General features: G+C 73.3%; 10 protein-coding genes. 4 read left to right on the top strand and 6 right to left on the bottom strand.

The features are described 5' to 3' along the window. The first annotated feature begins 325 nt into the window (after positions 1-325). Entirely contained in the window at positions 326-2,401 is a 2,076-nt protein-coding gene (locus ACWD5O_RS18135) for a SpoIIE family protein phosphatase (protein WP_387328501.1), read from the top strand. Between the two features lie 83 nt (positions 2,402-2,484). On the opposite strand, the gene ACWD5O_RS18130 is transcribed toward ACWD5O_RS18135, so the two are convergent. Beyond that, a complete protein-coding gene (locus ACWD5O_RS18130; protein WP_354967265.1) occupies positions 2,485-3,843 on the bottom strand; it encodes an FAD-binding oxidoreductase in 1,359 nt (452 codons plus the stop codon). 96 nt (positions 3,844-3,939) lie between these two features. Between ACWD5O_RS18130 and ACWD5O_RS18125 the strand changes: the two genes are divergently transcribed. Continuing rightward, positions 3,940-6,042: a S9 family peptidase gene (locus ACWD5O_RS18125; RefSeq protein ID WP_450085995.1), complete on the top strand. Its 2,103-nt coding sequence runs from the start codon at positions 3,940-3,942 to the stop codon at positions 6,040-6,042. Positions 6,043-6,055: 13 nt separating this feature from the next. Further along, positions 6,056-6,226 (top strand): hypothetical protein, encoded by a 171-nt coding sequence (locus tag ACWD5O_RS18120; protein ID WP_354967263.1) that lies wholly within the window; start codon positions 6,056-6,058, stop codon positions 6,224-6,226. Between the two features lie 58 nt (positions 6,227-6,284). On the opposite strand, the gene ACWD5O_RS18115 is transcribed toward ACWD5O_RS18120, so the two are convergent. The 4 genes from ACWD5O_RS18115 to ACWD5O_RS18100 all read right to left on the bottom strand — a co-directional run bounded on the left by ACWD5O_RS18115 (position 6,285) and on the right by ACWD5O_RS18100 (position 10,664). After that, positions 6,285-8,408, bottom strand: a complete 2,124-nt coding sequence (locus ACWD5O_RS18115; RefSeq protein ID WP_354967262.1) for a bifunctional polysaccharide deacetylase/glycosyltransferase family 2 protein — start codon at positions 8,406-8,408, stop codon at positions 6,285-6,287. A 2-nt stretch (positions 8,409-8,410) separates the two neighbouring features. Further along, complete coding sequence (locus tag ACWD5O_RS18110) at positions 8,411-8,839, bottom strand: superantigen-like protein SSL4 (RefSeq protein ID WP_354967261.1); 429 nt, start codon at positions 8,837-8,839, stop codon at positions 8,411-8,413. Between the two features lie 179 nt (positions 8,840-9,018). After that, complete coding sequence (locus tag ACWD5O_RS18105) at positions 9,019-9,519, bottom strand: ABC transporter permease (RefSeq protein ID WP_450085994.1); 501 nt, start codon at positions 9,517-9,519, stop codon at positions 9,019-9,021. A 566-nt stretch (positions 9,520-10,085) separates the two neighbouring features. Beyond that, entirely contained in the window at positions 10,086-10,664 is a 579-nt protein-coding gene (locus tag ACWD5O_RS18100) for a TIGR03086 family metal-binding protein (RefSeq protein ID WP_450085993.1), read from the bottom strand. 31 nt (positions 10,665-10,695) lie between these two features. Between ACWD5O_RS18100 and ACWD5O_RS18095 the strand changes: the two genes are divergently transcribed. Beyond that, positions 10,696-11,493: an AraC family transcriptional regulator gene (locus ACWD5O_RS18095; RefSeq protein WP_354967257.1), complete on the top strand. Its 798-nt coding sequence runs from the start codon at positions 10,696-10,698 to the stop codon at positions 11,491-11,493. A gap of 28 nt (positions 11,494-11,521) precedes the next feature. On the opposite strand, the gene ACWD5O_RS18090 is transcribed toward ACWD5O_RS18095, so the two are convergent. Next, on the bottom strand, positions 11,522-13,060 hold the full coding sequence (locus ACWD5O_RS18090) for a SpoIIE family protein phosphatase (protein WP_354967256.1): 1,539 nt from the start codon (positions 13,058-13,060) through the stop codon (positions 11,522-11,524). Between the last annotated feature and the right edge of the window lie 2 nt (positions 13,061-13,062).

Below are 13,062 nucleotides of genomic sequence, written 5' to 3'. Positions count from 1 at the left end.
GCTCAACTCGGGGGCGCCGGTCCGTGCGGACACGCCGCCACCCATATTGTGCCCGCGCGCGCCGCAGTGCCAGGGTTCGCGACCCGCCGATCAGCTCCTGCTAACCCTCGAATCCGCTCGATGCCGTCGATTCGGAACGGCCGGTCGCGGACCTCGCCCCGGTGCCGAACCCCGCCGCACCGCACCGATCGCGCCTAACCGGTCGACGTTAAGAAGGGGCCCCTGCTCTACCGCAGGCGTTAACAGGGGGCCCTTCCTTCGTGCGAGTTGGCGGCAATGGCCGATCGGGTTGGCACCCGGTAGGGGGACGGTGGAGGATACGGGGGTGTCAGCCGAGGCGGGGCCCGCGACTGCCGGGGCCCGGAGCGGGGCGGTCCGGCGTGTCCGCCTGCCCGCTGACCGGCGCACGCCGGCTGCCGCTCGGGCGGTGGTCCGCTCGGCGCTGGCCGAGGCGCACCTGGACGAGCTGGCCAACGAGGCGCTGCTGCTCACCACGGAGTTGACCACCAACGCCGTCGAGCACGCCCGTACCGAACTGGACATCGAGGTCGTGGCGGACGAGGTCGGGCTGTCCGTGACCGTCTCCGACTTCGCGCCCGGGTCGGGCGATGAGCTGACCGTGGGCACCCGCAACGACGCCACCGAGATCAACGAGGTCTCCGAGCGGGGCCGGGGGCTCCTGCTGGTCGACCACTTCGCCAGCCGCTGGGGCACCACGTACCTGCCCACCGGCAAGGGCGTCTGGTTCCGGCTGGACCGCCCCGGCGTCGACCCGCCGGCCGAGGGCACCGCGGGTGGCGAGTCGATGCCGGGCAGCGCCGGCCCGGGGGCCGCTATCGACAGCTCCGCGCCGAGCGCCAGCGCGATGAGCGAACTCATGCAGACCGCCCCCGACGTGTACGCGGACGATCCGCTGCCCGACTTCGCCACCAACCTGCTCAGCCGGGTGGCCGAAATGGTCGGCGCGGCCGGCGGCATGATCCGCCTGGACCGGGGCGACGGCCAGGGCCGCCAGGTGCTGGCCCGCTTCGGCCGACAGCCCCGCGCCGACACGGAGTTGCTCCGGGTGCCGCTGTCGGTGCACCGCCCGTACGCGGGCGAGCTGGAGCTGGACGCCGCACCGTCGGCGTACGCCCAGCCGCTGGCGGTGCTGACCGCCGAGCGGCTGTCGCTGCACCTTGAGAACGACCGGCTGCGCCGGGCCGACGTCCGCCGGCAGACATGGCTGACGTTCCTGGCCGAGGCGAGCGAGTTGTTGGCCCAGTCGCTGGACGTCGAGCTGACCATGGCGCTGATTCCGCAGCTGGTGGTGCCGCGGCTCGGCCAGTGGTGTGCGGTGCACACCACCGACGAGTGGGGCCGGCTGCGGCTGGCGGCGGCCAGCCACGCGGACGAGTCGGTGCTGCCGCAGCTGCACAAGGTGCTGGCCGAGACGGGTCCGGACTCGATCCAGGCCCGCCTGCGCGAGGCGTCCCGCAGCGCGGGGCAGATCCCGCTCGGCGGGCCGATGGAGGGTTTCGCGGTCCCGTTGATCGCACGTGGGCAGCGGCTCGGCACCCTGACGGTGGGGCGGCACCAGCGGCACCGGCACGACCCGGACGAGGTGTCGGTGCTGGAGGACGTGGCCCGGCGCTCCGCTCTGGCCATCGAGAACGCGCGGATCCACGCCGAACGCCGCCGGGTGGCGCAGACGCTCCAGCAGTCGCTTCTGCCGCCGGTGCTGCCCGTGGTTGACGGGATCGGCTTCGCCGCCGAGTACGTCCCGACCGGCTACGACGCCGAGGTGGGCGGCGACTTCTACGACGTGGTGCCGATGCTCGACGGCCGCTGGCTGGTGGTGATCGGGGACGTCTCGGGCAAGGGCGTCCAGGCGGCTGCGGTGACCGGGCTGGTCCGGGATGTGATCCGGGTGCTGGTCGGCGACGGCAAGCCGTTGCCGGAGGCGCTGGCGCGACTCAACGAGACGTTGGTCGAGCGGGGCGGCGGCCGGTACTGCACGTTGGCCCTGGCGGCGGTCGGGCCGGGCGACGGCGACGGGCTGGACGTCTCGCTGCACCTGGCCGGGCACGACCGGCCGGTGCTGCTGGCCGCGGGTGGCGGCGCCGGTTTCGTGGGCGCCGGGGGCACCGCGCTGGGCCTGCTCGACACGATCACCTCGCCGACGGCGGAGATCACGCTCGCCCCGGGCGACGCCCTGGTCTTCTACACCGACGGGGTCACCGAGCGGCGGCGCGGCCGGGAGTTGTTCGGCACCGACCGGCTGCGGGACGCGGCCGCGCCACTGGCCGGATACTCGGCCGACGTGGTGGCCGCCCGGCTGCGCGCCGCCGCGATCAACTTCTCGGTCGAGCCGCCTCGGGACGACATCGCGATCCTGGTGCTCCGCAACGACGCGGTCTGAGACCGCACCCGGTCATCCCGCCGCCGCTCGACACGCACCGGCGGTGGCTGGACCCACGGCCGACCACAGCGGGCGCGCTCGTGTCACAGGCCGCCGGGGAGGCGGCCGGGGGCGAGCCGGTGTTCCGGGTCGAGATGCTCCTTGGCGGCCCGCAGCCGGGCCAGGCCGGCCAGCTCGCCCCAGAGGTCGACGGCCTGCCGCACCGGCGCGGGGGCGGACACCACCACGCAGCGACCCTGCCGGGCCAGCAGCACGCCCCGGACGGCGGCCAGGATGGACGCCACCCGGTCGGGGGCGAGCGCGCCGGGCAGCGCCGCGTGCACCACACCCAGCCCGGCGGAGCCTCGCACCGGCACCGGGGCGCCGGCCGCGTCGCGCAGCGCATAGACAGCGGCGTGCAGGTCGCTGATCGGCACCTCCAGGCGCAGCGCCGTGTCGCCGGGCGCGAACGGGTACCGGCGCCACCAGGGCGGCGCGGAGTGCGCGACGGTCGCCTCCCCGTGCAGCAGGCCGACCAGGCGCTCGGCGCGCTCCGTGACATCGGCCCGGCCACCCTCGAGCAGCACCACCAGGTTGCCCGCCCGGGACGGGGCACCGGATCGGCCGGACATCGACGGGTGGCGCTCCCGGGCGGTCGTCGCCGGATGCCCGGGCGGGTACGGCGTGCGCGGCCTGGGCGCCCCGGCCGGCAGGTCCAGCTCGATGGCCGCCGGCTCCAGCCGGGCGGCGAGGATCGTCCGGACCAGGTCGTGCACCTCCAGGGGCGTCCACACGGGCCGGGACACCCAGAGCCGGCTGGCTGGCACGGGCTGCACCCGCAGGCTCGCCGAGACCAGCACGCCGAGCGCTCCCTGCGAGCCGCAGAGCAGCCGGGCCAGGTCGAGCCCGGGTGCGCCACCGCCGGCGCTGACCAGCTCGCCGTCGGCTCCCAGGTAGCGGACGCCGAGGAGTTGGTCGCAGGGGCTGCCGTGGCGGTGCCGCAGCGGGCCGGCCTCACCGGCGGCGAGCACCCCGCCGAGCGTCGCCCCGGGTGACGGGGCGTCCATCGCCAACCGTTGCCCGGTGCGCTCCAGAGTGGCCTGCACCGCCCGCAGCGGGGTGCCGGCACCGACCTCGGCGACCGGCGCGCCGACCGGCTCGTGACCGATGCCGGCCAGCCGGCCGGTGTCGAGCATGATGTCGACCTGCGCGGGTGTCGCACCCCAGTCGATCTTCGTGCCGGCGCCCCGTGGCACCACCGCCAGGTTGTGCGTGGCGGCCAGCCGCAGCACCTCGGCCGCGGCGTGCGGGCCGCCGGGCACCGCCACCCAACGCGCCGGCCGACCGGCCACCTCGTCGGCCGGACCGGCGAGCCGGGCGAACGGCGGACCGCAGATCGCCGCCAACCGTCGGGTGATCTCGAGGGCTCCGGACCGGCCGAGGGAACTCGCTGCTGCAGCCATGTCGGTCATCGTACATGTGTTCGAATGCCGTGGTGGCGACTATCGGGATGCCGCTGGTCCGGCGCGCGGAGCGGGCCGGCCGGTAACGTGGCCGCCGTGACCACCGAGACTGCCCCGCCCACGGCGAAGCGGGTGCCCGCCGAGCGCACCCACCACGGCGACACCGTCGTCGACGAGTACGCCTGGCTCGCCGCCAAGGACGACCCGGAGACGCTCGCCTACCTGACCGCCGAGAACGCGTACACCGAGGAGCGCACGGCGCACCTGGCCGAGCTGCGCGCGGACCTGTACGAGGAGATCCGGCAGCGCACCCGGGAGACCGACCTGACCGTGCCGACCCGCAAGGGCGGGCACTGGTACTACACCCGGACGGTGGAGGGGCAGCAGTACGGGGTGCACTGCCGGCGCGCGGTCCGGGACTCCGAGACCGACCCACCGGTCAGTGCGGACGGCGCGCCGCTGGACGGTGAGGAGGTGCTGCTCGACGGCAACCTGCTGGCCGAGGGGCACGACTTCTTCTCGCTGGGCGCCTTCGACGTCAGCCCGGACGGGCGCTGGCTGGCCTACTCCACCGACTTCTCCGGCGACGAGCGGTTCACGCTGCGGGTGAAGGACCTGACCACCGGCGAACTGCTCCCGGACGAGATCCCCGGCACCTTCTACGGCACGGCCTGGTCGACGGACGCCTCCGTGCTGTTCTACGTGACGGTGGACGACGCCTGGCGGCCGAACCGGGTCTGGCGGCACACCCTCGGCTCGGCTGCCGCCGACGACGTGGTGGTCCACCAGGAGGACGACGAGCGGTTCTGGGTGGGCGTGGAGCTGACCCGGTCGGAGAAGTTCATCCTGATCGACATCCACAGCAAAGTCACCAGCGAGGTGCTGGTGATCCCGGCGGCCAACCCGACCGGCGCGCCGGCCGTGATCGCGCCGCGGCGGCAGGGCGTCGAGTACACGGTGGAGCACCACGGCCACCGCTTCCTGATCATGCACAACGACGGCGCGGAGGACTTCGCGTTGGCGTTCACCTCGGCGGACGTTCCCGGCGACTGGGTGCCGCTGATCGAACACCGCCCCGGCACCCGGCTGGAGGCCGTGGACGCCTTCGCGAACCACCTGGTGGTGTCACTGCGTACCGACGGTGTCACCGGGCTGCGGGTGCTACCGGTCGGCAGCGGCGACGAGTACGACATCGACTTCCCCGAGCCGCTGTACAGCGTCGGGCTGGACGCCAACCCGGAGTACCGCACCGGGCAGGTCCGGCTGCGCTACTCCTCGCTGGTCACCCCGGACTCGGTGTACGACTACGACCTGGTCACCCGGCAGATGGTGCTGCGCAGGCAGAAGCCGGTGCTGCCCGGGCCGGACGGGCGGCCGTACGACCCGGCCGAGTACGAGCAGCACCGCGACTGGGCGCTGGCCGACGACGGCACCCGGGTGCCGATCTCGCTGGTCTGCCGGGTCGGCACGCCCCGGGACGGCTCGGCCCCCTGCGAGCTGTACGGCTACGGCTCGTACGAGGCCAGCATGGACCCGTGGTTCTCGGTGGCCCGACTGTCGCTGCTGGACCGGGGTGTGGTCTTCGCGGTGGCGCACACCCGGGGTGGTGGCGAGCTGGGCCGGCGCTGGTACGACCAGGGCAAGCTGCTGGCCAAGAAGAACACCTTCACCGACTTCGTCGCCTGCGCCCGACACCTGGTCAAGGCCGGCTGGACGGCCAGCGACCGGCTGGTCGCCCGGGGCGCCTCGGCCGGGGGCCTGTTGATGGGCGCGGTGGCCAACCTCGCCCCGGACGCGTTCACCGGGATCGTCGCGCAGGTGCCGTTCGTGGACGCCCTCACCTCGATCCTCGACCCGTCGCTGCCGCTGACCGTCACCGAGTGGGAGGAGTGGGGCAACCCCCTCGACGACCCCGAGGTGTACGCGTACATGAAGTCCTACACGCCGTACGAGAACGTGGCGCCGGTGGACTACCCGGCGATCCTCGCGGTGACCAGCCTCAACGACACGCGGGTGCTCTACTCGGAGCCGGCGAAGTGGATCGCCCGGTTGCGGGCGGTCGCCCCGGGCGGCGACTACCTGCTCAAGACCGAGATGGGCGCGGGGCACGGCGGCCCGAGCGGCCGCTACGACGCCTGGCGCGAGGAGGCGTTCATCAACGCCTGGATCCTGGACCGCCTCGGCCGCGCCGGACGGTGATCGGGGGGCGGCCATGACCGACGAGGACGAGGCGGGGACCGCTGCGCCGCCGGGTGCGGCCCGGCGCGCATCCGCCTGGATGATCCTCGCGGTGGTGGCCGCCGCCCTGCTCGTCTGCTGCTGCTCCGCTGCCGTCGGCCTGCTGATCTCCTGGTCCGCGGGCCTCTTCCACGCCCCGACCTGACCGGCGGACCAGGAGATCAGCAGGCCGGTCAGGTCCGGGGACCGGCAGTGCCGGCCGGTCAGCGGCGACCGGCGCCGACCAGCGCCGCGGCCTCGCCGGTACGCACCATCCGCTGCCAGCGCAGCCTGTTGCCGATCAGCGCGGTGACCACCGACTGCACCACCACCAGGTACATCAGCTGCCGGTAGACCAACTGTTGGAACGGCAGCGCCCACAGTGGCCCGTACCGCTCCCGGTCCAGGTGCAGCGCGTAGCCGGCGGTGGCCGCCTGGAGCAACAGCAGCCCGGCCCAGGCCAGGGCGAGGGTCGACCAGGGCAGGAAGAGCAGGCCGTAGACGGCGAACACGTCGACCGCCGGCGCGGTCAGCGGCAGCACGATCTGGAAGACCATGAGGTACGGCAGCCCGCGCTGCCCGAGCTTGCCGCCGGCACCCGACTCGCGCAGCGCGTGCCGGTGCTTCCACATCGCCTGCATCGTGCCGTAGCACCAGCGGTAGCGCTGTCGCCACAGCTGGCGCAGCGACGAGGGGGCCTCGGTCCAGGCGATGGCCGACTCCTCATAGATCACCCGCCACCCGGCCCTGAGCACCTGCATGGTCAGGTCGGTGTCCTCGGCCAGCGTGTCCGCCGGCACCCCGCCTACCCGCAGCAGCACCTCCCGGCGGAACGCACCGATCGCGCCGGGGATGGTCGGCATGCACTCCAGCACGTCGTACATCCGCCGGTCGAGGTTGAAGCCGATCACGTACTCGAGGTGCTGCCACCGGCCGAGCAGCCGGCGCCGGTTGGCGACCTTGGTGTTGCCGCTGATCGCGCCGACCGACGGGTCGGCGAAGCCCTGCACCAGCCGGTGCACGGTGTCCGGCTGAAACACGGTGTCGCCGTCCACCAGCACCAGCAGGTTCGCCCGGGCGGCCCGGATGCCGGTGTTCAGCGCCGCCGGCTTGCCGGCGTTGGCCTGCTTAATCACGCGTACCCCGCGCAGCCGCATCCGCTCGACGATGTCGGCGGTGCCGTCGTCCGATCCGTCGTCCACCACGATCACCTCCAGCGCCGGGTACCCGCTGGCGACCAGGGAACGGACCGTGGCGGCGATGTTCGCCGCCTCGTTGTACGCGGGAACGATCACCGACACCGGGGCGCGTACCTCTGCCCGGCCCGGCCGCTGCCGGCGGACCCGGCGCACGTGCCGTTGGGCGCAGAAGACCTGCACCGCCAGACGCGCCACGCCGAGCACCAGGGCGACGGCGAGCAGCAGGTTCATCGCACCAGCCGACCAGCGGGCACCGGTCTGGGTCCAGCGCAGTGCGGCGCCACTCAACCGCGTGCCACCGCCTGCCGGAACCATCGACGGCGAGGCGTCGATGCCGGTGGAGACGGTGGTGAACCGGTAGCCCTGGCCGGTCAGGGTGGGCAGCAGTCGGTCCAGCGCAGCCACCGTCTGCGCCCGGTCGCCGCCCCCGTCGTGCATCAGCACCACGGCGCCCTGCCCCCGCTTCGGAGTGGCCGCCTGCACGATCTCGTCGATACCTGGGCGTTGCCAATCCCTGGTGTCCCGGTCGGCGAGCACCGCGACGTGCCCGGTCCCAGCGGCGGCGCGCAGCGCGGCGTACTCGGGCCCGGTCAGCGCGGTCGGCACCGAGGAGAACGGTGGCCGGAGCAGGGTGGTCTCCTGGCCGGTCGCCGCGGCGATCGCCTTACGGGTCAGTGACAGCTCCAGGTCACGCCGCCACGCCGGCACGGCGGCGAGGTTGGCGTGGGTGAAGGTGTGCGACCCGATCTCGTGGCCCTCGGCGAGGATCCGCCGAACCAGCTCCGGATGCTCGTTGACGCGGGCCCCGACCACGAAGAAGGTCGCGTGTGCGCCGTGCCGGCGCAGCACGTCGAGCACCTGCGGGGTCCAGCGCGGGTCCGGCCCGTCGTCGAAGGTCAGCGCGATTGTCCGGTCCGGCAGGGCTCGGCTGACTGGCTCCGCCCGATCCAGCCGCAATACCGGGCCGCCCGAGCCGACCCGGGCCGGTACGCCGGCCGTGACGGAACCATCGGCGGCGGGGGCACCGGAGCCACCGGCGATACCGGTCACCACGCCGTTGACGGTGAGCGCCGCGAGCAGCAGAAGCAGTCCGAGCAGAAGAAGTAGCCAGTGTGCCCGCGGATCGCGCCGGGCCACGTGTCGCGCCATCGTCACTGCGGCTTACCGGGCGGCCTGCTCGGCCTCGCGGTGTTGCGATGCTCGTCGCCCCGGCCCGGCTGGTCGGTGGCGGATGGGGGCACGCTGGCCGTGGCCGGCGGGCCGGAGCGCCGGGGGCCGGCGGTCGGGGTGGGGCTGGGCAGAGAGGCCGATGTGCCGGTCACCGGAGAGGGCGACGGCGGATCGGCGACCTGCGGCTGGTTGATCCCGTCCACGCCGGCCTCCACCGGTAGCGGTGCACGAGGGTCGTCGGACCAGCCGGGCAGCGGCACCGAGGTGTCCAGGAAGAGCCCGGCGGCGATAAGCCCGAGGCTGGTGAGCAGGCCGAGAGCCATCGCGGCCCCGGCGATGACGGTCAGGCGGCGACGCCGGCCGGTCCCATCGACGAACACCGGCGGAGCGCCGCCCGGTTGATTGTGCATCTGCCGAACTCCCACCCTTACCGCGCCGCGAACCGTCCGGTCCGGCGCCGGAAACCCGATGGTCCGGGTCTCTGGTGCAGACAGCGGCACCGCTACCTGGGGCGTTACATCCGCTCAGGTCGTACGCAGCTCCTCCACGGCGGTGCTGGCGCGCAGGAAGAGCAGCCCGACACCGACCGTCACCAGCACTGCAGCCAAGGCGCCACCGCCCAGCCAGGCCAACTGTTCGAGCGGTACCTCCGGAATCCGCTCGGCCCGGCGGTCTCCACGACCCGGACGTACTGCTGGCGGGTCGCCGGATCGTCGCAGAGAGCCGCGGTGGCGTCGCAGATCTCCGCCGACGACATGCCCGTCGTCGCCTTCGGGAAGAGCCCGCGGCCGAGCAGCGTGCCCACGCCGAGGGCGAGCACGATCGCCGGCACGGCGGGAGCCAGCGCCTGCCAGGCGACGGAGCGGCTCAGGGTGGCCCGCGGTACGCCGGTGGCGACCAGGGCGGCGTACGCCCGGCGGCGGGACACGACCCCCTCCACCAGCGCGACGATCAGCCCTCCGGCGGCGATCAGCACGGCCAGCGCGACCGCCGAGTCGACCAGATCCATCGTGGACAGATAGAACGAGTCGGCGCCCGTGTCGACACCGTCGCGCAGGCTCTGCTCCCGGTCGAGTGCGTCCTGCGCCACGAAGTAGGCGCGCGGCGCGGCCGCGCCGGACCCGACGAGCGTTTCCTTTTCGGATTCACCGCGCGAGCAGCACGCGATCCAGAGATCTGACTACCGCGTCTGCCACGTCGCGTTGAAAGCGACGTGCCCGTTGTCGCATTTGGCAAAAGACGACCAGGTGCCAACGCCCATCCAGGCGCCGTAACGGTCGTAGTCCGGGGCCCACGGCTTGTCACAACGCGTCTTTGCCCTGAACTCTCCGGTGCCGCCGCTGCAGTATGCGCCGGAGCCGTAACCGACGGCGGTCGCCGAACAGCCGGTCGGTGCGGCCTGGGCCGACCCTGACACGCCGACGAGAACGGATGCCGTAGCGGCAACCGCAAGCAAGAAAGCCCGCTTCTTCATCGCGCCTTACCCCCGTAATTGAGACCCTCGTATCAAGCAGTCATGGGAATTTATCCCATCGATAATTGTCAGTCAACACAGCTGATTGCGGACCAACGTCGACAAATACCTTGAGATGCGCTCCGGCCCGGCGCCCGGGAACACCGTGCGGCCAGGACATCCTCAAGACCGCCGGAGAATGCTCACGAGATGGAGGGCCAGGTGGGGGTGCGGCCGGTGTGGGCCAGGAGGTGGTGCAGGTTCTTGGGGTCCTGGGTGGTGGGGGTCGGGGTGGGGTCGGCGAAGACGCCCATCTTGCGGGCGGTCGGGCCCAACTGCTCGACCAGGCCGTGCAGCTCGGCCACCGCCTCGGGGGCCGGCTCGTACGCGAGGCCGGTGGCGACGGCGAGGTCCCAGCCGTGCACGGTCAGGTCCAGCAGCGCCATGCCACCGACGACGGTCTGCGGCATGCCCATGCCGGGCGACAAGCCCTCCAGGGTGGACGGGTCCGACCAGGCGGCGATCAGCCGGCCGGTCTCCGTCTCGAACCGGTCCCGCCAGCCGTCGGCCAGGTGGTCGGGCTTCTCGGACCACTCCACCGGCCGCTTCACCGCCAGTTCCTGGAAGTTCACCACCACCTCGAACAGATGGTTGAGCAGGTCCCGGACCAGGTAGTCGCGGCACGGCGTGGGCAGGTCGAGCTGATCGTCGGCGATGCCGCGCACAACGTCGACGGTTCGCGGCGCGGCAGCCGCCAGCAGATCGCTAGTGTGAGTGGCCATAGGGCCAGCGTATGAGGGTGGTCTTGAAAAAATGCGACAGCGACCGCGTGGCGACAGCCGGGGCATCCTGGACCCGGGCCGGTTGCTGCGCGAGGTTCACTTCCGGCGGCGCCTGCCGGCGGAGTCGCTACGCCCGTGGGTCGAGCACTACTGGCTGATCGACTGGGCGTTGAGCGCACCGTTCGAGCAGCGGGTCGTCCCGCACCCGGCGGTCAACGTGGTGTTCCGGCGCGACGGCGACGGGCCGGAGGCCGGTGAGGTGGCCGGGGTGGGCCGCAACCTGTTCCGAATCACCCTCACCGGCACCGGCCGGGTCTGCGGGGTCCAGTTCCGGCCCGGTGGCTTCCACCCGTTCTGGCGACGGCCGGTCGCCGAGCTGACCGGCCGCCGGCTGCCGCTGCCCGCCGGCCGGCTCGCCCCGCCCGACGACCCGGTGTGCGCGGGCACCGACGATGAGCGCTGCCGCGCGCTGGACGCCCTGCTCACCGCCTGGGCGCCCGAGCCGGACCCGGCGGTCGAGGAGGCCGTCCGGCTGGCCGAGGCGATCCGGACCGACCGGACGGTGCTGCGGGTCGACCACTTCGCCGCGCGCCACGACCTCCCGGTCCGCCGGCTGCAACGGCTGTTCACGGAATACGTGGGGGTCGGCCCGAAGTGGGTGATCCGCCGTTACCGCCTCCAGGAGGCCGTCGAGCAGGCCGCCGGAGGCCCGCTGAACTGGGCGGGCCTCGCCGCCGACCTCGGCTACAGCGACCAGGCGCACCTGGTCCGTGACTTCACGGCCGTCGCTGGGGTGTCACCGGCCGCGTACGCCCGATCGGTCCACTGAGTGCTCGGCGGGCCGGGCTGCCGCCGGTTCAGTGCCGGCGCAGCACGATCACGGCCACGTCGTCCTGGATCTCCGGTGGGGCCAGCTCCACCAGCAGCCGGGTGCAGAACCGCTCCAGGTCGGCGTCCACCGTCCTGGACGACGCGGCGAGCGCGGCCAGCCCCTCGTCGATGGTGGCGTCCCGACGCTCGATCAGCCCGTCGGTGTAGAACACCAGCGTGGCTCCGGCCGGCACCACGAACTCCAGGTCGGCCGGACGGGGGGCGCGGACGCCGAGCAGCGGCGCCGAGTGCTGCACGAACTCGACCTTGCCGTCCAGGCTGAGCACCGGCGGCAGGTGACCGGCGCTGGCCAGCCGGACCCGCCCGGTCGGCGGGTGCAGCAGCAGCACGCAGAGGGTGGCCAGCTCGTTCGGCAGCAGGGTCCGCATCAGCTCGTTGACCCGGTGCAGGATCTCGCCGGGCTGGTGCCCCTCGACCGCGTACGCCCGCACCGCGTGCCGCAGCTCGGCCATAACGGTCGCCGCGTGCAGCGAGTGGCCGGCCACGTCGCCGATCGCCAGCAGCAGGTGGCCGTCGAGCATCACCAGCTCGTAGAAGTCACCGCCCACCTCGGTCTGGGCACTGGCCGGCTCGTAGCGCACCGCCAGGTCCAGCCCGGCCACGTCGGGAAGCCGGCGTGGCAGCAGGCTGCGCTGCAGGGTCACCGCGATCCGGTGCTCCTCGTCGAACGAGCGCTGCGCCTCCACGGCCGCCGCCACGGCCTGCGCGAGTTGCACGAGCACCGGGGTCCGGGCGGTCTGGGTGGCGGTCGGGACCACCACGTACAGCGGGGCGCGGTCCTCCCGCAGCCGGGCGGCGGCCACGGTCACCGAGTCGTCCGCCGGCCAGTCGAGCAGCCCCCAACGCGCCGGCGCCTCCACCCGGACGGTGGAGCCGGTGGGCACTCCGGCGTCGTCGACGACCCACGGCACCACGGTGGCCTCGGCGCCGGGCCCCGTGCAGATCCCGGCGAGACAGTCGCCGTCGAACGTCTCGGCGATCACCGCCGCCGGGCTCTTGAAGATCTGCGCGGCGCCCGCTGCGGCGGCCTCCAGCAGCCGGGTGAAGGTCGGCGCGGCGTGCACCGCCACCGTCGTGTCGGCCAGCCCGAGCAGCCGCTCGGCGAGCAGCTCGGCGCGCTGCCGGGCCCGGTAGTAGCGCAGCACCGCCCGGGTGGTGGCGATCAGCTCCTCCGGCTCGATCGGCTCGGTCAGGTAGGCGTCCGCGCCCCGGGTCAGCCCCTGGGCGCGGTCGGCGACGTCCACGGCGTGCGCGGACACATGGATCACCGGCATCGCCGGGTGCGCCGCCTTGATCCGTTCGCAGACCTCGTAGCCACTCACGTCGGGCAGCCGGACGTCGAGCACCACCAGGTCGATCCGGTCCACCTCGACCCGCGCCAGCGCCTCGGCGCCGTTCTCCGCCTCCAGCACGGTGAACCCGGCCCGGGTCAGCCAGCTGACCAGCAGGTAACGCTTTGTCCGACTGTCATCGACCACCAGAACGGTCGCCGGCCCGCCGTCCACCG

The sequence above is a fragment of the Micromonospora sp. NPDC005161 genome, assembly GCF_053599855.1.
Note: the sequence above shows the minus strand (reverse complement) of the source record. Positions and strands in the feature narration are given on the sequence as shown.

Excerpts from the sequence above, each read along its gene's own strand:
- ACWD5O_RS18130 (WP_354967265.1), bottom strand. The coding sequence starts at position 3,843 with ATGGCTGCAGCAGCGAGTTCCCTCGGCCGGTCCGGAGCCCTCGAGATC.
- ACWD5O_RS18120 (WP_354967263.1), top strand. The coding sequence starts at position 6,056 with ATGACCGACGAGGACGAGGCGGGGACCGCTGCGCCGCCGGGTGCGGCC.
- ACWD5O_RS18115 (WP_354967262.1), bottom strand. The coding sequence starts at position 8,408 with ATGGCGCGACACGTGGCCCGGCGCGATCCGCGGGCACACTGGCTACTT.
- ACWD5O_RS18110 (WP_354967261.1), bottom strand. The coding sequence starts at position 8,839 with ATGCACAATCAACCGGGCGGCGCTCCGCCGGTGTTCGTCGATGGGACC.
- ACWD5O_RS18100 (WP_450085993.1), bottom strand. The coding sequence starts at position 10,664 with ATGGCCACTCACACTAGCGATCTGCTGGCGGCTGCCGCGCCGCGAACC.
- ACWD5O_RS18095 (WP_354967257.1), top strand. The coding sequence starts at position 10,696 with ATGCGACAGCGACCGCGTGGCGACAGCCGGGGCATCCTGGACCCGGGC.